14 protein-coding genes are annotated in these 20286 nt (G+C 54.0%); 8 read left to right on the forward strand and 6 right to left on the reverse strand.

Going from position 1 to position 20286, the window contains the following annotated elements; translation table 11 throughout:
• Positions 1 to 165 precede the first annotated feature (165 nt).
• Both RIB44_10975 and RIB44_10980 read left to right on the forward strand, forming a co-directional pair.
• Entirely contained in the window at positions 166 to 870 is a 705-nt protein-coding gene (locus RIB44_10975) for a hypothetical protein (protein MEQ8617106.1), read from the forward strand.
• A gap of 320 nt (positions 871 to 1190) precedes the next feature.
• Positions 1191 to 2408, forward strand: coding sequence for a DUF1444 family protein (locus RIB44_10980; protein ID MEQ8617107.1), 1218 nt, complete (start codon positions 1191 to 1193; stop codon positions 2406 to 2408).
• A gap of 96 nt (positions 2409 to 2504) precedes the next feature.
• Here RIB44_10980 and RIB44_10985 read toward each other — a convergent pair whose 3' ends face one another.
• The 3 genes from RIB44_10985 to RIB44_10995 all read right to left on the reverse strand — a co-directional run bounded on the left by RIB44_10985 (position 2505) and on the right by RIB44_10995 (position 4404).
• Positions 2505 to 3128, reverse strand: a complete 624-nt coding sequence (locus tag RIB44_10985) for a CIA30 family protein (protein MEQ8617108.1) — start codon at positions 3126 to 3128, stop codon at positions 2505 to 2507.
• Positions 3129 to 3266: 138 nt separating this feature from the next.
• Positions 3267 to 3464 carry a hypothetical protein gene (locus RIB44_10990; protein ID MEQ8617109.1) on the reverse strand — a complete coding sequence of 66 codons (198 nt, stop codon included), beginning with the start codon at positions 3462 to 3464 and terminating at the stop codon, positions 3267 to 3269.
• A gap of 259 nt (positions 3465 to 3723) precedes the next feature.
• A complete protein-coding gene (locus tag RIB44_10995) occupies positions 3724 to 4404 on the reverse strand; it encodes an SOS response-associated peptidase (protein ID MEQ8617110.1) in 681 nt (226 codons plus the stop codon).
• A 53-nt stretch (positions 4405 to 4457) separates the two neighbouring features.
• On the opposite strand from RIB44_10995, the gene RIB44_11000 reads away from it, so the two are divergent.
• The gene (locus tag RIB44_11000; protein MEQ8617111.1) at positions 4458 to 5303 is read left to right on the forward strand and encodes an HNH endonuclease; all 846 of its coding nucleotides are present in this window, start codon (positions 4458 to 4460) and stop codon (positions 5301 to 5303) included.
• A gap of 19 nt (positions 5304 to 5322) precedes the next feature.
• Positions 5323 to 5601, forward strand: a complete 279-nt coding sequence (locus RIB44_11005; GenBank protein MEQ8617112.1) for a hypothetical protein — start codon at positions 5323 to 5325, stop codon at positions 5599 to 5601.
• A 437-nt stretch (positions 5602 to 6038) separates the two neighbouring features.
• Here the strand turns inward: RIB44_11005 and RIB44_11010 are convergent, their stop codons facing one another.
• On the reverse strand, positions 6039 to 6818 hold the full coding sequence (locus RIB44_11010; GenBank protein ID MEQ8617113.1) for a LamG domain-containing protein: 780 nt from the start codon (positions 6816 to 6818) through the stop codon (positions 6039 to 6041).
• A gap of 142 nt (positions 6819 to 6960) precedes the next feature.
• On the opposite strand from RIB44_11010, the gene RIB44_11015 reads away from it, so the two are divergent.
• The 4 genes from RIB44_11015 (at position 6961) to RIB44_11030 (ending at position 15910) form a co-directional block, all read left to right on the forward strand.
• Entirely contained in the window at positions 6961 to 8109 is a 1149-nt protein-coding gene (locus RIB44_11015; GenBank protein ID MEQ8617114.1) for a S1/P1 nuclease, read from the forward strand.
• A 2473-nt stretch (positions 8110 to 10582) separates the two neighbouring features.
• Positions 10583 to 12010, forward strand: coding sequence for a hypothetical protein (locus RIB44_11020; GenBank protein MEQ8617115.1), 1428 nt, complete (start codon positions 10583 to 10585; stop codon positions 12008 to 12010).
• A 52-nt stretch (positions 12011 to 12062) separates the two neighbouring features.
• Complete coding sequence (locus RIB44_11025) at positions 12063 to 13478, forward strand: hypothetical protein (protein ID MEQ8617116.1); 1416 nt, start codon at positions 12063 to 12065, stop codon at positions 13476 to 13478.
• The gene (locus RIB44_11030; GenBank protein MEQ8617117.1) at positions 13475 to 15910 is read left to right on the forward strand and encodes an ATP-binding cassette domain-containing protein; all 2436 of its coding nucleotides are present in this window, start codon (positions 13475 to 13477) and stop codon (positions 15908 to 15910) included. The genes RIB44_11025 and RIB44_11030 overlap by 4 nt, the downstream gene beginning before the upstream one ends.
• Before the next feature lie 148 nt (positions 15911 to 16058).
• On the opposite strand, the gene RIB44_11035 is transcribed toward RIB44_11030, so the two are convergent.
• Both RIB44_11035 and RIB44_11040 read right to left on the reverse strand, forming a co-directional pair.
• Positions 16059 to 16880 carry a hypothetical protein gene (locus RIB44_11035; GenBank protein MEQ8617118.1) on the reverse strand — a complete coding sequence of 274 codons (822 nt, stop codon included), beginning with the start codon at positions 16878 to 16880 and terminating at the stop codon, positions 16059 to 16061.
• Positions 16881 to 16999: 119 nt separating this feature from the next.
• Positions 17000 to 19516, reverse strand: a complete 2517-nt coding sequence (locus RIB44_11040; GenBank protein ID MEQ8617119.1) for an AAA family ATPase — start codon at positions 19514 to 19516, stop codon at positions 17000 to 17002.
• Positions 19517 to 20286 lie beyond the last annotated feature (770 nt).

Genomic DNA, 20286 nt, shown 5'->3' on the forward strand with positions numbered 1-20286 from the left:
GAAAACGAAGTTTTTTTCACAATCTCAGTTAGGAGCAAATGGATGTCTTTAATTACACCGCCGTTTAAAACTAAGAAGGCCGCCAAGGAGGCCGGATATCGCACTACTCAAAAGTGGCATTCTTCTCACCAGGGGCGCAAAACACCGAAGCGTGGAGCTACCCCAGTGCTTGTCAAAGGCGAAGAGTTTTATCGCGAGCAAGACTGCGAGGAAATTCTCTCCGCAAGGTCGGCGAAGAAAAGAGATATGCGAGTCTGTAAGAATGCGATTCCGGTCATGCAGAGAAGAGGGCAATACTGTACTTACGACCTCTTTCGCATCTCGGACTGCCAGCCGAAGCAGAAACGGCAGGAAATCCCGCCCGTGGACATCGACCTACTTAAAGCAATTCTTGCGGTCAATCGAGCTGCCAAAAGATACCGTGACAGTTCACAGAGTCATTATCACAATAACCAGCACGGTTTTGCGGGCAGCGACAGCGATAAGAAAAGGCATCTCTATTACCTCAAGGACCGTGGCATCATTGCCGCTTACCTTGAAGGCCGACTCAAGTTTGAGGGCCTTCACGGCGGGCTCGCCATTTATCGTGGGGAGAAATACTTCTTTCACTCAACCCTGATTCCGATTGCCGAGCAAGTAGACTCCGGACAGTGTCAAGTCGAGTACTTTTTCAAAGAATCGCAGCCGAAAGAGGCAAGTGAGGCTAGACTGAAGGACGCTGAACACACCTTGAGCTCCCTCGATGTCACTGAGGAAGGTTTCGATCGATTGGAACCGCCTAATTTTTCGAAGCCGAGCAACGACGGTGTGAACTTGAGAATGGTTGACGAAGTTGACTGCTTCGATGAGGAAGAGGACAGTGGTTTTTAGTCCGTACGGCAAGTATTCCCGAAGCAGTGAATCCCGCACTTGTTAGGAGTGATCCCAGAAGTAAGGGGCAGTTGTCGAGTGAACGATAATAGCCCCCGACACGTTCCTAGCATCTCGACTCATCTGCCAAAATTGTTCTGACGTCCGTGTTATATAACTTGAGTCCGCAGTATCAGCAGCGAAACGGCTGGGCTGCGGATTCTAACCTTTTTATAGCAGCATCAACCAAGCCCCCTGGCTTATTCCCTACACGGCACATCGGCGGAAACGTTGCGTTGCGATCGGCTTAGCTCCACAACCAAATAAGGATCCGCGTCAGTATGGGTTTTCTCAGCCGTTTCTTTGGAAAAGAGTCGAAGCCATCGAAGGAGCACTTTGCCAAAGTCGTCATGGAGCGACTGAGGGCAGCTGGCGAGACGGGGGCCTTGGATTACGACCCCGAGAACTTCCGAATCAATCATGACAGCCTCGTCATGAACCTGGGCAATGCTTTCGCTGACTATTGTCGCTGCGAGGAGTCCGACCGGGAAGAAATATTAGACCAGTATTTATCGGCTTGGATTACTTCCAGGCTGGAGGCCCCCGAAGAGTTCGAGGATGCTCGACCCGATCTCTACCCTGTTCTCCGCTGCCGTTCTTACTTCGAAGTCGAAATGCCGCTGAGTTCGCAATCGGCGGAACCGATTGACCTGCCCTACGAGATTATCGGGGAACACCTGGCCGTAGGGCTCGTTTATGACTTACCCCAATCGATGATGAGTGTCTCGTCGGATCTCCTGGAAACCTGGGGGGTGACTTTCTACGAGGCTATGGAAGTCGCCAAGGCGAACTTGGCCGCATCGACTGAGGGCTACGCGAAGATAGGCGAGCTTTATGCCGTGGCCAACGGAGATGCCTATGATGCGACACGTATCTTACTGGCGGACCTTATCGAAAGCTTTGAAGTAGACGGCGATCGGATTGCCATGGTCCCGAACCGCCATACGCTACTCGTCGCTGGAAGCAATGACATTGATAGCTTAGAGACAATGCTTGATATTGTCGAGAAAGAGTTGGACCACGAGCGCTACATTACCGGAGTAGCGTTTCGTTTATGTGATGGCAACTGGGAGCCCTGGCTTCCGCCGGCGGGACATACCCTGAAGGACCCATTCAGCCTACTGCATACCCAGTCAGTTGGTCGCAACTACCACAATCAGAAGCAACTGCTCGACATGCAGCACGAGAAAGCAGGCACTGATATTTTTGTGGCCTCATACTCAGCAATCGAAGAGGAGTCGACTGGAAGACTGCAAACCTATACGACCTGGTCGAGGGACGTACCGACTCTGCTACCAAAGACCGATCTGCTGATCCTGATGGCTATGAACTCCGCTGGAACCGATGTGGAGCTTGTCGCGAGTGGTACGTGGAAAGAGGTTGAGAGAATCGCTGGTCACCTCCTCGAGAAAACAGAACACTATCCAGAGCGATTCTTTGTCGAGAGTTTCCCCACAGAGGAAGAGCTCTCCGAGATTGGTAAATTGGACTTGGGCTAGAAACCCAGGCTCAGCGATGCTGTGAGAGTCTGGCGGATTGCCCCCATATGAGTTTCTGATCCCACTCGCAGACGTTTGCCATTAATACTGGGAACCCTAGTTCTCGTTACGCTTGCTGCGAGGCTTCGCCGACACGGCGATCTCGTTCTTTGTCGGCATACCGGTCTTGATCCATTCGACCACCAGCTTGAACGGTCCGGCTTGCTTGTCGGCAAGCATCAGGCCGATGCCGGTTACTTCCGGCGGTTTCACTTTTTCTGCTGTTTCGACCTCTCGCCCGAACCAAGTGGCGACGAACTTATCCAGCGGCAACTCGACTTCGAGCCACTTATCTTTCACCGTCTTAAACTCGGAGCGGTAAGAATAAGCAATCTTCCGCGTGGGAACATACAACTGAAGTAGATAGGTCCTCCCGTCACCCCTCACCCGTAACACGATCGAGTCACCATCCTTCAGTTTGAGCTTACTAGACCTAGCCCGCACTGAAGCGAATCCTCCATTGTTTTCCAATGAGAGCGAGCCGGTGAACTCTAGCTGGCCACGCTTGGCTATCGCGAAATCACCTTCGGACAGGCCGCCCATCACACCGTCGTTGACGGCTTGCCAAAACTTGGCGGCATTGGGATTGGAAAAGTCGAACAGAGTCCGCATCGGCTGCTTTTCAGTCGCTACAGCACTGTTGAGACAAAGAAGTACGGCAAGTACTGTGGAACCAGTCATCGAGGAGTCGCTTTCGTTAAGCGAGAGGAAAAGTGGCAGCTGTAATTCAGCAACAAGGCTGGTGGAGGCGAAACCGTGCCCGAACCTGTGACTTAACTTGTTGCCCGGCGGTCCTTGCGGTACTCGTGTCAACCGCTGTCAGCTGGCACCCCAATCAAACGGCTCAGCAGCGTGATCTTGAGCAAACTCATAAGCCTGCCGGAGTGCTTCGTACTCACTCTCAGCTCGCCGCTCCAAAATGAGGCCGTCACGCTCTAGGGTACACGCCCAGCCTGTGCGAGCCCGATGCACGATGACCGAGAAGCCCTGCTGTTCAATCAGTTCCTTGTAGTCCATGTCTAGAGCTTAGCGGCATACAATGGCGGCAGATGGAATCGAGCTATCTTGTGGCCTGCGCAGAAAACCCTCATCAAGAGCTACCACCGCTTTAAGCGACGAAGAGACTCGGATTCGACTGGAACCCTTGGAAGTTCCCACCACCCAAGCACAGCACCATAGAAGGCAAGCCCTGTGAAAACGAACAGGCAAACGAGAACTGCCCTCATTGTCAGGAACGAACGATCCCTTTCCCCATAGACACGACGCTTCTTTCGTTTCATTTATCCGCCGGCTCCAAGCACTCCGGCCCTTCGTTACCTACTTTGTTGACGAAGGTACTGACGGCTTGCGTTACCAACCGATCCGCCGGCGTCGGCTTTAGCAATGAAAGTAGATGCTCCCGGTCCTCAAACTCGGGGTCTAGCCATACAGCGTTGTTCGCAGGGTCGGGGTCAGCGATACACGGCATCCGATGATGCAACCAGTCGATACCAGGGCTGGCATCCGTCGTGATAACTGTGCACGTTGTCAGGGCATCGCGTTGCTCCCACAGCCCGTAGAAGAGAAACGGTTGTTCGTCAGCACGTGTCACGTAGTGTGGCTGCTTGTTTCCCTTCGGGCCTGTCCACTCATAGTAACCAAGGGCAGGAATCAAGCATCGCTTCCGTTTGAACGCACTGCGGAAGGTAGGCTTCGTGGCCACCGTCTCACTGCGTGCGTTGAAAGTGGCGTAGGCTAACTTCTCATCCTTGGCCCATCCCGGAAGCAGCCCCCAGCGCGCGGAGAAGGCGTCGGCAAGGTCTTCGAGCTTTCGCAGCGTGAAGACCTGTTGCTGCGGTCCAATGTTGAACCGCTCCCCCAGCCCCGGTATCCCAGCGCTGGAGAAGCCGCCACCCAGGAACGCATCGTAGAAGTCGATGAGCTGGGCGAAGCCCTGTTGGTGGAAGCGTCCGCACATGGTGTTATCATGGCATGGGTCGGATGCCACTGCAAACACAATAGCCTTCGCAAATGACCAGCCTGTCATCACCACCGCAGCGTGAGGTTGCCGCTCTAGTTCTTCAGGGCAATCCCAAGTACTACGACATGGATGCCTACTTCTCTCGGCAGACTTTCGTGTATTGGAATTGCCCAAAGTTCGCTGATCAGGCAACCGTCGGACTGCCGGTACTGTTCAAACGTAGTGGATCAGACAGCGGTATCGTAGCCGTGGGGGCTGTCGAGGAAGTTCCGAAACCTATCGATCAATTGAATCACCCAGAGATGTTAGGTGGGGACTTGTGGAGTGGCGAAGCTGCCGATGCCAGCTTGAAGGTCGGAGTTCGGCTCGATGACGTCAGGCTGAGCGTCGATAACGGCATGCTTCCTTGGTCTGAATTAAAACAGATTACTAGCCTGACAGACCATCCCTTGGTGAAAACGCGTCTAGGGACAGTTTTTCGGTTGAGTGATACGCAAGCCCTTGATGTACTTCGCCTATGGGGAGCGGATTACTCGCTGCTCGCACCCAATGCCCCCACTGCATCCGAAGGCACACGTTATCTGGCGACTCACCGCCGAATCGAACGCGACCAGGGAATCGTCCTCGCGAAGAAAAACTGCATTCGAAAGGAGAAAGGCTTCTTAGCCTGTGAAGTTTGTGGTTTCCGCTACGACCAAAGCTATCCTAAAGAGTTGGCTTACGGTTTTATTGAAGCCCACCACATAAAGCCATTATCCGAACTCAGAAACCCTACCATTACGACGATGGACGATTTGATTCTAGTCTGCGCTAACTGCCATCGGATGATTCACCGTACGAAAGATGCAGAGAAGAATCTTGAGTTACTGAGCCGTCACTTTAGTAACGTAGACTAGTTCACTGTTCATTTTGCCAATGATTCCCACCACCTTAGCAGCGATTGGCCTACTGACCGTAGCGTGTTTCACGGGTTACCTTGCGTGGACCGGCAGGCCGCTGGACGAAGTTACACCCGACCAGGCGTCTCGTTGGGCCCTGCGAATCACCAACGTGGTGAATGTAGTCGCAATCGGTTTGGCCGTTTGGTACTTCGTTGAACCCACGAGGATCTTGGGCTTCAACCAACTAACATGGTTGGTTGTGCTTTCCATAGGCTATGTTCTGGCGTATGTGGTGTTCGCTGTGAGAGGATAGAAAGTTCCCTGACACTCGCTAGTTGGAGAAGTGCGCTGCTAACATGGCGTTGCAGCATGCTACAAACGACCGTTGTCGAGCATTTTCACAGAATTATCCGGCCGCACCTACCTTAGAGAACCATTTCGTTTCGCCTTTTCGCCGATACCGCCTTCTTCGAGCAACGTTTCTTGGTATTGCGTGCTACAAACCATCAGAATCCTACCCTCGTGGCAGTTCGTTTTTACTCTGCTTGGGTGGAGCATGCCCTACACAGGCGGCCTAACCTGAGCTCTGCCACGCGTGGTCACTATTCCTGCCCAGAATCAGTCGAGGACGAGCGCTGCTGATCCAGAACTTAACGAGTCGGACCTTACACAAAGTCGTAGCTACAGCACTGCGTAACATGGGGCTAGGGTGGCACGTCTTCGTTTCTGCGTTTTAGGCACTAAGCGAGATTAACGTTTAGGTACTCTAGCCACACTCGAGTAGAGAGCTGCAAGTATCAGCCCCCCAACTAACGCTGACGGCTCGGGAATAGCTGCCAAATTCGATATCTCACTCTCTAGTAGAAGCCGATCGTAAATCCGAATGTCATCCAACAGACCGTTCAGGGAATCGTTGTGGTTACTCGGATCCCCTTGGTGCCCAAACACCCAGTTGCCGCTCGGCAATGCGTCATTGAATGTTCCGCTGACTACTTCGGATCCGTTGCGATACACCGCAGCCATTCCAGCGGCGCGATCGTACGTGACCGCGTAATGCTCCCACTCATTTAGTACTGGTGGAATACGATCTTGCACGGTGACGGCCCCGTGGTCGTAGTAGAAGCCAACACCGAAGTTGTCTTCATTACCGATGACCAGCCAGTGGTGGAGGCCGTCAGATGGGCCGACAAGTCGAGGATTAATTCCCTCCGGTGCTCTTACTTTTAACCAAAACGCTATTGTGTACTGGTCGTGTGCGATAGGTGCGTCAGTGAAGACAGCATTGTCCGCATCACCAAAATCTAGGGCACGACCGATCTTGCCTGGCACCCAGCGTCTTTCGGCTATCCCCCAATTGAACAGCGTGCCGTTGTTTCCAGCTACGGAGTCTGTGGCAATATTGCCTGTTGCTTCATCTAACTTCCAGTGGTGAACGGGGCCCGAAAGGCTGGTGATTGCTGCAGTTGGAGCCGGAGTGCAAAACGCAGCCGCAAACATGACTGCCACGACTAACAGGCTTGAGGATCTCATTAGTCAACCTCCTGGCGGTTTGGGAGAGAGATAAGCACAGTGCCATCGGTACACCGACAGCTCAGTGCCACCGAACAGTGACCGATGTTATCATGGTGCTTTGGTTAGATCACGCAATTTCCGCTGCTCCAAGCGCATCTCCATGCCCCAACGCCAAATCCGAATAGCCTTAGCGGCCCTACTACTCCTGACAACGCTCACGCCGCGCGCTGGTGCTTGGTCTGCCTCAGGCCACCACATCATCGCACTAATCGCCTTCGATCTCCTCGACGAAGGCGACCAGCAGAAGCTCCTGGACATCCTCACAGAACATCCTCGCTATGCTGAGGACTTCACACCGTCACCGAAGGTGGCCAACGCCACACGCTGGCGAGTCGGGACTGCCGGCTACTGGCCGGATATTGCCCGCAAGACCAAGTACGATCGACCAACTTGGCACTATCAACTGGCGTCAACTCTGACAATCGGCGACGAATCCAAGCTAGAAGTGCCTGACGACCCAGGTCCGCTGCCGGACAACGCTACACTCAAGACTCAGAAGCTACACATTGCCCAAGCGATTGAACTTTGTCGCAAGGTACTTGGTAGTAAACACAGCAGCGGCGGCGATCGTGCTTTGGCACTGTGTTGGCTTGGTCACTTAGTGGGCGACTCTCACCAACCTTGTCACGCTGGCAGCCTCTACGCGGCTGGTATCTTCCCAAAGGGGGATCGTGGTGCCAACTCGATTCCCACCAAGCAGAGCCGCAATATGCACGCGCTGTGGGATGGTCTGCTAGGTGATCGTTACGACGAGGCACCCGTCCGTCGTCGCTACGTGGACATCGTGCAAGACAAACGACTCCAGAGATTCGCCAACAAAGCGATGGGCAAGGAAGACGCCCTTAATCCTCTTGTGTGGCTTGAAGAGAGTCGCAACGCGAGTAAGCAGTTCGTCTACACGAACGAAGTGCTTACGCCAATCCGACCGGCTGCCGCCGGCGAACTCGTCACCATGCCCCAGCTGTATCTGACGGATCTGTATCTTGAGAACGCTGGCAACGTCGCGAGGATCCGAGCCATTCAGGCTGGCCATCGTCTGGCTGCCATTTGGCGTGAGGGACTGACAGCTGACGGGGACTTTAGGCAGGCTGTCGATCAGTCCCGCAGCAATCCCGAAGGGCTAACTCACTGGCTCAACACGCGAACCGGCTCACGTCACAACTCTACTTGCAAGAACTATGAGAACACGTCACGGGGGCGGTTCTGTGGGCTGGATGAGGGGCGGGCCTGTGGGTTATGCGGCGGATAGCTGAGCTGTGTTGCGTATTGGGTTGATATTGATAAGTGTAAGAGATTGCGAGAGCCGTCGAACCCTTTATGACCTCGACGGCTGGTCACATCAGTATTGCCCCTGGCATACGCGGCTCGCGCTACCGATCGCGCAATTACGGTTCACGCTTGATCGCTGCGAAGAGAGCTTCTCCCAGCCCCTCTGAGTTCAGCAACCCAAAAAGCCTTGCGCAGATACCCCATTGTCAGCCGGCGACCTTCAGAAAGTGGCTAGGTTCCGGTCCTCTGCGAAGAGGCTCACTCGGTCTGCGAAACTTAGAAGTCAAAGTGAAACGCGCCAATAGGACCTTGGGGGACGTTCACTAGGCGGATCAGCAATAAGTGTATGAGTTTTTGGTGTCGGGCCAGAAGCTCACTCTCAGCCCGAGACTTCACGAGCTATTCGGGGGATAGAGATAGCAAATCAGAGCACTGATCCTGCAGCCGAGGCTTCTCGCAGTTTGGGAAGAACTCGGTCACCGCAGTGGGAACAGTTGTAGAAGTCTTGATCGCGATCCTAACGGCCATTGTAGGCGCGACGGCCCCAAAGCCTTTGCGCTACTTTGAGCCGTGGCTGCGGCCGCTTAGAGCACTTCTAAGGCGTGGTAGGCGATGAAGGAACGCTCAATTGAGGACGTGAATCTTCACACGATCGTTTTTCATGTAAACCTTCGCCACACGGTGCCACACAACGCAACACCATGCAACGGTTTGCGTGACTAACACCGCGTAGGACCAGCACGAGAAACGGACTTTTTGCAACTTAGTTCTGACGTCCGTGTCATCTTGAACAACAACAACCGAGTACTCCCTCCAGGACCGCTTCTATTTCGGCTGCGGCTGGGACGGAGGGACGCAGCAAGACCTCTCCGCCTGGCAGGAAGTTCAGCCGTAAAGAGAGTCCTATTCTCGGATGTAGATGCTTGTCCGGTGGTTGGGGAAGCAAAGTTCCGTGTCGGATCCCTAGTAGCAATTGTTCGCGGCTGGACTGCGGGCACGTCTCAAAACTACCGAGTCTTCGGTGTAGTCACCAAACACAACGGCACTCCTTGGACAGAGCGTGTTCTCCGCACCGTTTTTGCTCCGAAATAGTCACTTGCCGGTCTACAAATAGTCGAAAGCGGCGCGAAGATCGCCGCAAAAGTAGTAAAAAACACGGTGAGTCGGCTCTGAGGGAACCGATGGAGCCACGCTTCCGCGTGCAGTAGTCCGGCTAACAACACCGATTGGGTCTGCTAAAACAGTGTTTTTAGCCGATTACCCCCCCCCCTCAGAGGGTTTGTGAGTCGAGCGAAAGACTCGCCAAATCTCGTCTGGCGGGTCAAAAACTGAAGAACTAACGACGTTCTTGCTTCCCTGATATCGCCAAAAACTCGCTAAGACACTGGAAAAGTCGTTGTTTCGGCCAAAAAACGAGTTGTGTCGTTCAAAGGCAAAGCCACTCTGGATAGTTAGCTACGGTTTATCAGGCGGTCTGCTGCTACCGAACCTAAGTAAAACGTCTCGGACTGGCACAAGCCAATCGCGCTTCTTGCCACGCTAAAATGCGATAATTTCGCCCGATGCGTTCCCTTTCTCGATCAGTTTCCATGCCGTCCCAGATGATCCCCAAAATGGGTACGTGGTACGCGAACCCTTCTATTTCGTTCAACCCACGTTTGCCCCTCCCCACTGACAGGGACTACATCCTCCGAGAGCCTGGCCATAGAAAAGCTTCCGCAGAATATCGATGACCTGGCTGGTCTTGACCGGTGATAGCGAAGATTCACCAATCGCAAAGAGGTTGCCTAGGCACTTAGAGCTGCCCAGCTGAATCACCACGTTGCCCCCTGGAACATAGCTAATCTTTGGATGACGGCAGTCTAGTTCTACGTGCTTGATTCTGGAGGAGTTGGAATCGCTGGTTAGACCTGACGATCCATCTGCCTACGGACTTCCCGTCTTCGGACATCGTGTCCCTGGCAGCCGCAAGACTCTTCTGACGTCCAAAGAATCGTTGGGGGACTGCTGCTTAGAGGGCGATCCTAAGGTCCAAAAACTCCGGTGTGGGACCGACGCTATCTAGATTTTGAGCGTCGAAAAGATCCCCCCCACGGCGACTGGCTTCCAGCAGGCTTCTGGATTATCGTTATCGGTAGTCCTAGATCGAACTAGTTTATAGGAGTCATTAGCGACCTAGTTTCCCGATTACCTAGAAGACAACTTGAATTGACGCGTGTGCGTCAAGTTCTGCTTCTCGACGAACTGCAACATTGAGCCGTCAGGCTCCCTATCAGCAGAGGCAGTACTTGGACCGCGCTCCCGAAAGGGGGCGTCGGGCCTTGTGCTGTTCTGCTGTGCCCTGTTGCAGGGGCGTCGAGAGCGCCTTGGTTTCGACGTCCCTGTTTTCGTGCGCGGTGAGTAATGCTATTTCGAGAAACTACTAGGCCCTTCCAAATAAGAGGGGGGCATTGATGACTAGCCATTCATTTGAAGCTCCTGGTCTGAAGACAAAGACTTCCCACCTGGGCAAGAACTGCCTTGGCACCTTATGGGAGGTGGCCGACTCCAGCATCTCAGGTAATCAAACCGATGTACCTCGCATTGCACAGGTGCTCTCGCTCGCTGAGCTGCCCGAAGACCGAAGGGAGCGGGTCGTTGCCGACTTCTGGCGGCGGGCGGAATACCTGCTGCAGAATCCGCTTCCTAACGTCTCTCCCCTATTGAAATCCACCGAAACCGATACTGGTGAGCCCTTGGTCTCAACCTTGCGACCAGCCCACAGTGGCTGGCTTACCGATGAGTTACAGGACTACGCTCCCCACCCGCTGCTCCAGCAGTCACCACAGAACCTCGACCGCTGCATTGACCAGCTGCTTACCGGATTAGCTGCCCTCCACGGCGCGGGGCTCGCCTATGGCGATCTGACGATTGACGATCTGTGCGTCGATGTTGATGAACATGGCAACTTTCAGCGGCTGTGGATCACCAGTGTGGAATTCGGTGGTGTTGCTCACGAATCAGGAAACGCCCTGATTCGTCCCCACGCCAGCGGAGCGCTTCCTCCCGAAGCGGATGGTTCGACTGCTACGCCTTCTCCGCGGGCGGATCTCTATGCGGTGGGCGTGATACTCTGCCAACTGGTCAGAGGAAGGCAGGCGATGGAGTCTTCTGCTGAAGCTCAGAAAGAGTCGTTGCAGAGTCCAGTTGGCAAGCTGATCCCACAACTTATCGCAACCAGACCCCAAGACCGCCCGGCAGATGCCGGAGAGGCCTTGGAAATTCTTCGACGTTTGCGAACGCAATCGTTACGCAAAGGTTGGCAGATGGCAGCCCTTGTCCTGGGGCTCGCCCTGGTCACCGCTGCCGGTTGGGCTTGGCTTTCAGGGCGGTCCTACAAACTTCAGCTCGCACAGTTGACAAACGAGTATACCGAGCCGCAGACGGATTTAGAACCTCAGCAGAAAATGCCTCAGCCAAGTGGCGAGCATGACAGCTTGCCTAGTCGTAATTGGGACTCAAAGTTCCGCAAGGAAAACAAGTACACCATTCAAATCGACAGCATCGAGGTCCCGAAGGAGGACGTGATAATGAATCTCTACGTTGGAAAGGAGCACATCGAGTGGAAGGGCAAGAAAAGCAAACTGAGAGGCGAGCGATTCGAATTTTCATGGAAATCTGGGCAATCAATCCAGGTGCTTCTTGAGCAAGATGACAACACATACAACCCAAACCTGATCGACGAAACCTTCACAGGTCCTCACGCACTGTGGGATCTTCACAAGGCAGGCTGGAAGATCGAGCAGGGAGATAGCTCAATTGAGTTGCGTGTCCTCGATTGCCCAGGTCCTAGTCGCGATTCTTTCAAGGGACTTTACAATCCTGGATCGCCCGCCGACTGATTAATCCTCGAAACTCTTCACCCGCTCTTCATCTTCAATCGGAGCCAAACCTATGAGCCAAGAGACTTCCCCATTATGGAAATCCGCGATCATCCCGGTCTGTGGGCTTCTCCTATTCGCAGCCATCCTATGGGCCGCCTTCTCAGGCGGAGGCGAAAAACAAGAAGTAGACCGCCCGGAGCTCCCGGATCTGTCACCAGCCGCAGCGGAGCGACGAGCCCAAGCTATCGAGCTACAAAGCGATGGGCAGTGGTGCGAAGCACGCGACCAATGGAGGAAGTTTCGAGAGTCAATCGAAGTAGATAGCTCCTTCTGGCTGCCGGAAATCGACGCGAACCTGAAAATTTGCCAACAGCGGTGCGAGCCGGGCGACGTGGAGATGGCGAAAGTCGGTGAAACAATAGCAGTGGAACCGACCGCGGAGCCGATTTCCACCGAGCCGGATGATCTTCTCAAGTACTATCCCGCTGACAAGCAGGTCCGAGCGATCGGCTTCATGGCCATCACCGGCACCGGCTCCAATGCTGATTGGGGAGTGCTGAGAAGCTCAAGCCATTTCGCCCATGAATCGCAAGCTGTGCTCGTCCAGCGCGTCCTCGAGAACGATGGGGACTTTGTCCATTTCGAGCTTCAGCTCCCGATTCTTTCGCAGAAGCTCTTAGTCTCTGACCAGTCGCTGCACCTCGAATTGCCCACCGGCGAGCTGCTGGACGAATTCTATGTGTTACTCGACAAACGTCTGGCGAGAACGATCCAGTGGGGAATTGCCCCGAAGTATATGGCCATACGGAAGACTGCTGAGATCTTCAACCAACTCGATCCGCAAGCAGAGAGCACCCTGAGTTGGCTCGCGAAACGGCTCAGAGCCGCGGGAGTCGAATTGGACCGAGACCGCGACATGCAGCTCGTCGAAAAGATCGAAACTCTAGCGGGCCACACGTTTGAGCTCATCTACCATCGAGAGTTAGGGATGAAGAGTATTACAACAACCGCTGGTGATGCTCTTCCCCTACAGGAACTGACGAATTTCGCTCGCCGCAGCGGTGTACTCGCCGATTTCATCTTCTCAGAGGTACTCGATAAGGAAGTCGGAGAGACGTTCACCGTCGATGTGGAGCATCTCTCCAGTCTGCTGGGGGTCGGTTACGACGTGGAAGCTCGCGGAGAGTTACAGATGAAGCGGACCGAGGACCAAGGAGATCTGGCGGTGATGTCAGTAATCGGCGGTGAAGTCATCCTGGAAGGGACGGTGGAGGGTACTCAGCGGAAAGGCGTCCTGCGACCCAAGTCAGGAGAGGTGGAATACGATCGGCAGTCGCTGTTTATCAAGTCCGCTTTTGTTGATTGGCACGCCGAGGTTAATTTTGTCTCTGAGGATCACCTGCTCTTCAAAGCGACCGGCGTGAAGAACCTCGATGCCAAGAGCTATTACCGCGGGAAGCTCGTCTCTGACGAGGAGCAGCCGTGAGCGAGGCAGAACTCGACCCGCCACCGCAACAGGTCACCTGCTGCCCGAAGTGCCTCACTGTTCAGCAGCCGCCTTCGCAGAGCCACTGTCGGTGGTGCCGTTTCGAATTGCAGTGGCTGTTAGAGCTGCCGGAGTGCCACGCAGCGCTAGCCCGACTGGCGAAATCCCAAGTTGAGCTTAGCCTGGAAACCCGCTGGCCCGGTGGCGAGGCACATGCTCAGCATCAGGGGCGAGAGCCGCTCCCTTTCAACATCGGCGATCAGCCTCTCCTGGTGCATTGGGACGATCATCCAAGCCGTGTGCGGGTTGAGTTCGGTTCCCAGAGTTGGCCTCTGGAACTACCCGGACGCATTAACCCAAAACAAGGCAAGGAAGTCTTCACCGTGCGGGCCGTGGTGACCCCCGACTTTGACAAGCTGGTTCGGCCCGAACAGTTGTGCGAAGGCCGCTTCTCCCCCAAGCGAATCGAGCCGGGAACTCCGTTTCGAATCGGGCGAGACGATGAGGCAGATCTCACCATCTGCCAGCAGCAAGTCGCGATGCAGCACTGCTTGGTCGTTCGCCATCCACGGCGTTCCGAGGAGTTCTGGGTTATCGATCTCCTGTCTCAGCCGGGGACCTTCGTCAACGGACAGCGGGTCCTCACGCAGCAACTTCAGCACGGCGATTTTCTCCAGGTCGGTACCTATGGTTGGCGGCTGAGTGCTTCGGACGGCTTTCTGTTGCCAGAGAAACCGATTACTGGCGGAGAACTCCTCTGGGACGAAGTCACGGTGCCGCAGCGGCTGGAGAACTTCAGCGAATCGCTATGTCCCGGTGAGTTGACCGCGATCGTCGGTCCCAGCGGCGCTGGTAAGTCAACCTTGGTGAAAACGGTTATCAAGCAAGGGTTGGTGAGTCAGGGGGGCATCAAGTTTGACCAATGTGATACAGACCAAGAGCGTGAGACGTTCCGCCAGCGACTCGGCTATGTGTCTCAGCAGCAGGTGCTCCATCGACAGTTGAAGGTGCGTCAGGCGATTGCGTTCGCCTACCGCTTCCGTAAGGGCCAGCCGCCAGAGGCGTACCGCGTTGATCGAGTGCTCCGATCAGTTGACCTCCCGCCACATCGGTGGACTGCTCCCATCAAGAAGTTAAGTGGTGGAGAACAGAAGCGCGTTCAGGTAGCAGCCCAGTTGATTGTCGAGCCCGCTCTGTTCCTTCTTGACGAACCGACTAGCGGGCTCGATCCTCAGCGGGCCGAATCACTCATTCGCTTGCTGCGGACTCTCTGCTATCGCGGCGGAACGGTGGCCGTGGTAACCCATGATGAACGGAGCGAGTGGTTCGATCGTACGATCACCTTGGAGAAGGGCAAGAAAGGCGGAAGACTCGCTAGTGTTCAGCTCGCTGCTGATGATTCCCGTGACGAAGGGGAACAGGCTTTCGATCAGCAAGTGGACGCCGGGGCTTTGCAGGCCGTTGATAAGGTACCTGACGAAAAACCAAATATCGATAACGAGGCTTACGACAGCGCTGCCGAGCTTTCTCAAAGGCAACTATTACGCACGAATCCAACACCTAGGCAGCTATTTGAGGTCTGTGCGAGCCGCGAGTGGCAATTAATGCGTGGCGACTGGCTGTGGCGGATCGTTTTGCCTTTACTGGTGGTGCCCGGTCTGTTCGCGGTTGCTTTACACCTCGCGGTCCCGGCAACCAACCTGTCGCTGTTGGGGTTTCTCTCGGTGATCTCCACGATTTGGATGGGGGCCAGCCTGGGGCTGCTGGCCATTGTCGATGAGCGACACATTGTTGAGCACGAACGCTTACTCTATCTGAAGATTGCCCCTTATCTGACGGCCAAGACGCTCATCTTGTGGGTCTGCTCGCTCTGGCAAGTCTCGGTATTCTTTGGATTGTTATGCTGCTTAAGAAGAATTACGGAGAGTTCCTTCGATATGCTGAAAAGCCCAAAGAGCTGTCTGGGCTGCCTCATGATCCTGGGCTGTGCGTCCGTTGGCCTTGGGCTCTTGCTGTCGGCCGTTTCGGGACTAAGTCGCCACCGGGCGAATTTTTTATTGCCGTTGGTGATGATTGGGCAGATTGTCTTTAGTGTGCAAGTCGCCGATGGGAATAGCACTTTCCTCGCGGCATATAAGAGATTCTCGCCAATATCTCAAGAGGCAGTGGCTGCTCAAACGACTCCAACAGCGAAGGCTCAAACGACGGAGGCAGCGACGGCTCAAACGACAAGCTGTTCGGCTTGGTTTTCATACCTTACACTCTCCCGCTATGGAGATATAACGCTGCGGAGTTTTGCGTACGTGTCGGAGCCACAAACCGACGCCTGGAAATGGCGGTGGCAGGCGCTCTGCGTATTGCTGATCGCCAGCTTGTTACTCCCTGGGCTCGCTTGGGCTTCGCTTCGTTTGAGGACGCTTGAGTATGATTGAGTGCCTGATGACGTCGCAAGTCAAGCTCGCGGCTTGATGCTCCCGGATATCCATAAGTGCCTCAGCGTGTCGGTCCTGGGCAGGTTAGCGTGTCTAACCATAGCCCTGTCGAACGCTGCCGAGTCGCAGGGTCGAATCCAGATAGTGGTTAAATATTGGGCAGCTGCAATGCGGCCATATAGTCTTCTGGTGCCATTGCATTAAAAGCGACTTCAGCCGGAACCTGAACACTCAAGCTCTTGGCAATCTCTACCCCCAATACGAGTACCGCCCTTGAAAGCTGACTTTGAAAACTGTCGAAGTCATATGTTTTGAGCTTGGCGCCGCCGTGGTGTACACAATTGTGCCGCACTTCATCAAACTCAGACAGCATCGTTTCATCAAAGTGCCAGTTCTCGCTTCGCAGAGCGGGCGGGCTGCCAAGCAACCGGACTAAGACCCGCCACTTTTCCGGCAATGGCTTACGGTCGAGTTCATCCAGCCAGCACTCCAACTGGTCATCTGTCGCCTTTTCTACATCGGACGCTCGCAAAGTTGCCAATTCGATCTTTCGCTTAGCAATGCACTCAATCGCCTTTTCGCGATTGGAAATACTAGCAAGACGAATTAATGAAAGGAGATAGTTTTCCGTCGCATCATGTAGCAACACAGTTGCGGCGACCTTGGCAGATTTATCTATGCTCTCCAACTGTTGCTCGGCTGCCGTCTGGATAACAGCCGCATACTCCGACGGTGCTGTTGAGTCGGGTTTGACAATGCCATGAAACTCGGCTAACTGAAGTGCTTCTTGAAACCGGGACTCGAGCACGGATTGCACACCAGCATAGGTTGCATCCACTGGAAACTGGGCAATGGCCACTGCTTGGCTTTGGGACAGATTGAAGTCGCGGTATGCTAGTGCAATGGCCAACCCAAGTTGGCTGGGTTTAGCATCACGTAGGGGGACGGCCATTGGCGGAACTATCGACATGCCACCATTCCTATATTAGAGCAACCTGAGGGCGGTGCCCACGAACCTCCACTGTAGCAGGGCACAGAATTGGAAGAAATGGTTCGCTAGTTCGCACTGCTGAATCAGCCACTCTTGCGTCACTCGGTATTCTCGACGGTTGCTGCTTCGGGACGCTTCTTCTGTTCATTGTTCCCGGTGGGCTTTGAATCCAAGACTACCGATGGGTCATCTACTTCCTGGGCTGGTTCCGGCTCTTGAGTCGCAAGGCGACCGGCGTAACGCAGGTGGTCCAAACGCTGCAGGAAATCGTCGTACCGTGCTACCGGCTCCGTAACGTCCTCTTCGATTTGATACTCTTGCTTGATTTGATGGACGATCAAGCGGATAGCGTTACTCTCATCCGAACTGTCAAGCACTGCGTCGACCTCCTCAAAGAGCAGCAACACCTGCTCACGACTTGCAGATGTGGAATGGTCGTTTGCGAAAGCACTCTTAAGCCTCTCGATTTTCTGCGACACTCGATCGACCTTTGTATCACGCTCTGCCTGCCTTTGACGTAGTGTCAGTGCGGCGAAAAGAACTCTCATGTTTTGGAGGAATGCGAGTGCGTCTGGGTCCTTATCCTGGTCATTGGCAGAGACGATCCGCCGATTGACAACGGAAAGAACTGCTCGTGCGAAACCCATTTTCTCGATGTGCAAAGGCTCTTCCAGCCCTGCAAGCTCCGCTTCGATGGCCTTGAAAACAGAAGTGTTCTCGTTTAGATGCTTTGAAATTGAATCTGCCGTGATCTCCTGGACAGCATTCTCGTCAACTCCATAAACCTCTGCAAAGTACACAGAGACGGCTTCAACGCATATGGAGAGGGGGACCAAGTCCTCCGTCTCAAGCAGGTGTTGATTGTCCGCAAGGTCGATTTCCTCTAGATCGCCAACTTGAAGAATCAGTTTTGAATCGAGGATTACCTGTTGGCGTGCTCCCCCGCGTCGGAGGTCTTTGACGGCCTTGTTGCCCTCTTTATCGCTGTCAAGAAGCACGATTACAGCTGGTTTTACTATGTCGCGGCCTCTAGCCAGATAGACTATGTAGGGGACATGTGAGGCAGAGCCCGCAGGGACAATCGTGATGTGGTTTAGATCGAGGGTTTCACGTTCTCCTGTACCCTCTGCTCGCAGCAACGCCGCAGCTCCTGCTAAGAGCATCTGATCCGCTGGTCCTTCAACCACCAAATTGCAATTACCGATAAACGTTGTTTCACCTACAAAAGCTCCAAATGCAGACCTCAAAGGTTCGTAGTGATTCTTTGACACGTCGCGAACTACTCTCGTCCCTTCGTCACTAACGCCCTTTTCAAGCACACGAATCCGCTCTGCGTGATTTTTATCTATCAAGAATGGCGAGTGGGTAACATACACGACTTGCACAGGAGGGCGGCTCCCCTCGGGGTGCGCGAAAGCATCAAACAGCTTCAGCAGGTCCTGCTGACCTTGGCTTGATAGGTACGCGTCGGGTTCATCCATAAGTAGGATTTCGGGTGTCCGACCTTCAGGCTGGTAGCCGAGATACTGAATGTAATAGCTCAGAAAGTACTTGAGACCGCTGCTTCTCTCTCCAAACGAGTATTCGGTGCCGGTCCGATCTCTGATCGTGAAGACAAGATCAAACTCGCGAGGTGACACCATCAGATGAAAGTCGCGGTCTTGAACCCACCAGCGGGGGAAGTTCAATGCGACGTCGAGTGCATTATTTATCTCTTGAATAATGCCGTTGACGTATGCGTCTTTCTCATCCCGCAGTGCGTCATACAGCTCGCGTAGAGCCTGCGGGTCGACTTTCGCGATGCCACAGATCAGCTTTCTGGCAAGTTCTAGCTCTTTATTCCGTCGCGTCTCACCCTTTACCTGTTCGTCACTGATGTCGGTAGCCTGCGAAAAGAACTTGAACTTGGCCGCTATGGCAGCAGCAGCTTTGGTTATGGACTCAGCAGATTCAAACCACCCAGCCCCATCGTAAAGACCTTCGGCGAGCTGGAATCTTCTGCGTCGTCCGACTTGGTCGAGCTTGTGCGGGTTGTCCAAACCTGCCAAGAAGCGAATCGGCACATTCTCGGGAAGGCCAATGTCGGCATCGATACGAAACGTGGCCGGAAACAGTGCTTGAAGTTTCGCGGGTTCCTTGACTTCGCACTTAACGAAGCCATCTCCATCCGGAATGAAGACTTCGAAACTACTTCGTTCATTTCGAAAAACAATGAACTGCTTCACTTTGTGGGCCGATCGTGGCAGTTCACAAGCCTCCGCTAGCGATTTTGCGTCTTCCTCGTCCAAGTCAGTCCATTCAAGTCCGAAATCAGGCCACCGCATCTTGTCCCGCTCGACAGCAAAGAACTGCGAGTACCGACAGAAGTCGGAACGTTCTATGCCTTCACCTGTGATGCCTTTTTCGATTGCAGAAAGAAGGTGCGACTTCCCAGATTCGTTCGCACCGACAATGGTGGTTACATGAGGGTCGAGTGACACAGCAACGTACGGATACCACAGCGACCCGCCTCCTAAACCTTCCCAATCACGACGCTTGGCTGAAGGATGGAACTTCCGTAGATAGTCGTAGTTGAACGACTTGTAGAAGCGAACGAAAACTGTTTTCAGGATCATGACCTACCCAACTCAGATGGCGATCTAGGGGCAATGCGTAGATTATAGGGCCCAATGGTCGGCTGCACGAGTAGGGCTCTCAGAGCAACTGGGAGGAAGCACTGTAAAATCAGCTTCCCTCAGGGCAATGAGTTGCGTTCAATCACTTGTTCCATGGTGACTAGTCCCTTTTTGCCGTTTGTGTAGAGGATGGGACGCCGGAGAGTTGAATTCAATGAGTCGACGACTAAGACGAGTGTTTCCCCGTAATGCTTTTCCCCAAAGACCTCGGAGAAGAGCACTGGGTTATTTCAGCTATTCCTCGGATTCCTGGGCAGCGTAAATGAAGAGCGCACCAATACAGATGCCGACGGGTCGCCTCGAAACCTACCCAGGACGTAAACGCCGGACGTACCTACAAGTAGGTACTTCGGATGTGCCTCTAACTCGCTGAGGTGTCCAGAGATAGGGACGCCGCTGCATGTTGACAAGAAACCTTCGGCCCCGAAGTTGATGCAACCTCAGCTGATTTGGCATGGGGTAAGAACTGCAGCAGTGTACTTCTGAAGCTCTCTCTGTGGTGGATTTGGACTACTTATCAATCACCACTTGGGTTCCCTGCCGCGGGGATAAATCGTGATTCAGTTGCCACGACCTACTGGAATGACGATAGGCACTACTTGTATCGCTCTTGAGAAGTTTTACATGCAAAGGATGCGGCAACGCGTTTTATCCGATGCCTAAAGATTGATGACTCAGGTTCGTCGCGTCCTATTTTGACCATGGTCGAT

The organism is Lacipirellulaceae bacterium (assembly GCA_040218535.1).
In the GTDB taxonomy this organism is placed as follows: domain Bacteria; phylum Planctomycetota; class Planctomycetia; order Pirellulales; family Lacipirellulaceae; genus Adhaeretor.

Coding starts and splice junctions, on each gene's coding strand:
- RIB44_10980 (MEQ8617107.1), top strand. CDS start 1,191: ATGGGTTTTCTCAGCCGTTTCTTTGGAAAAGAGTCGAAGCCATCGAAG.
- RIB44_10985 (MEQ8617108.1), bottom strand. CDS start 3,128: ATGACTGGTTCCACAGTACTTGCCGTACTTCTTTGTCTCAACAGTGCT.
- RIB44_10990 (MEQ8617109.1), bottom strand. CDS start 3,464: ATGGACTACAAGGAACTGATTGAACAGCAGGGCTTCTCGGTCATCGTG.
- RIB44_10995 (MEQ8617110.1), bottom strand. CDS start 4,404: ATGTGCGGACGCTTCCACCAACAGGGCTTCGCCCAGCTCATCGACTTC.
- RIB44_11000 (MEQ8617111.1), top strand. CDS start 4,458: ATGACCAGCCTGTCATCACCACCGCAGCGTGAGGTTGCCGCTCTAGTT.
- RIB44_11005 (MEQ8617112.1), top strand. CDS start 5,323: ATGATTCCCACCACCTTAGCAGCGATTGGCCTACTGACCGTAGCGTGT.
- RIB44_11010 (MEQ8617113.1), bottom strand. CDS start 6,818: ATGAGATCCTCAAGCCTGTTAGTCGTGGCAGTCATGTTTGCGGCTGCG.
- RIB44_11015 (MEQ8617114.1), top strand. CDS start 6,961: ATGCCCCAACGCCAAATCCGAATAGCCTTAGCGGCCCTACTACTCCTG.
- RIB44_11020 (MEQ8617115.1), top strand. CDS start 10,583: ATGACTAGCCATTCATTTGAAGCTCCTGGTCTGAAGACAAAGACTTCC.
- RIB44_11025 (MEQ8617116.1), top strand. CDS start 12,063: ATGAGCCAAGAGACTTCCCCATTATGGAAATCCGCGATCATCCCGGTC.
- RIB44_11035 (MEQ8617118.1), bottom strand. CDS start 16,880: ATGTCGATAGTTCCGCCAATGGCCGTCCCCCTACGTGATGCTAAACCC.
- RIB44_11040 (MEQ8617119.1), bottom strand. CDS start 19,516: ATGATCCTGAAAACAGTTTTCGTTCGCTTCTACAAGTCGTTCAACTAC.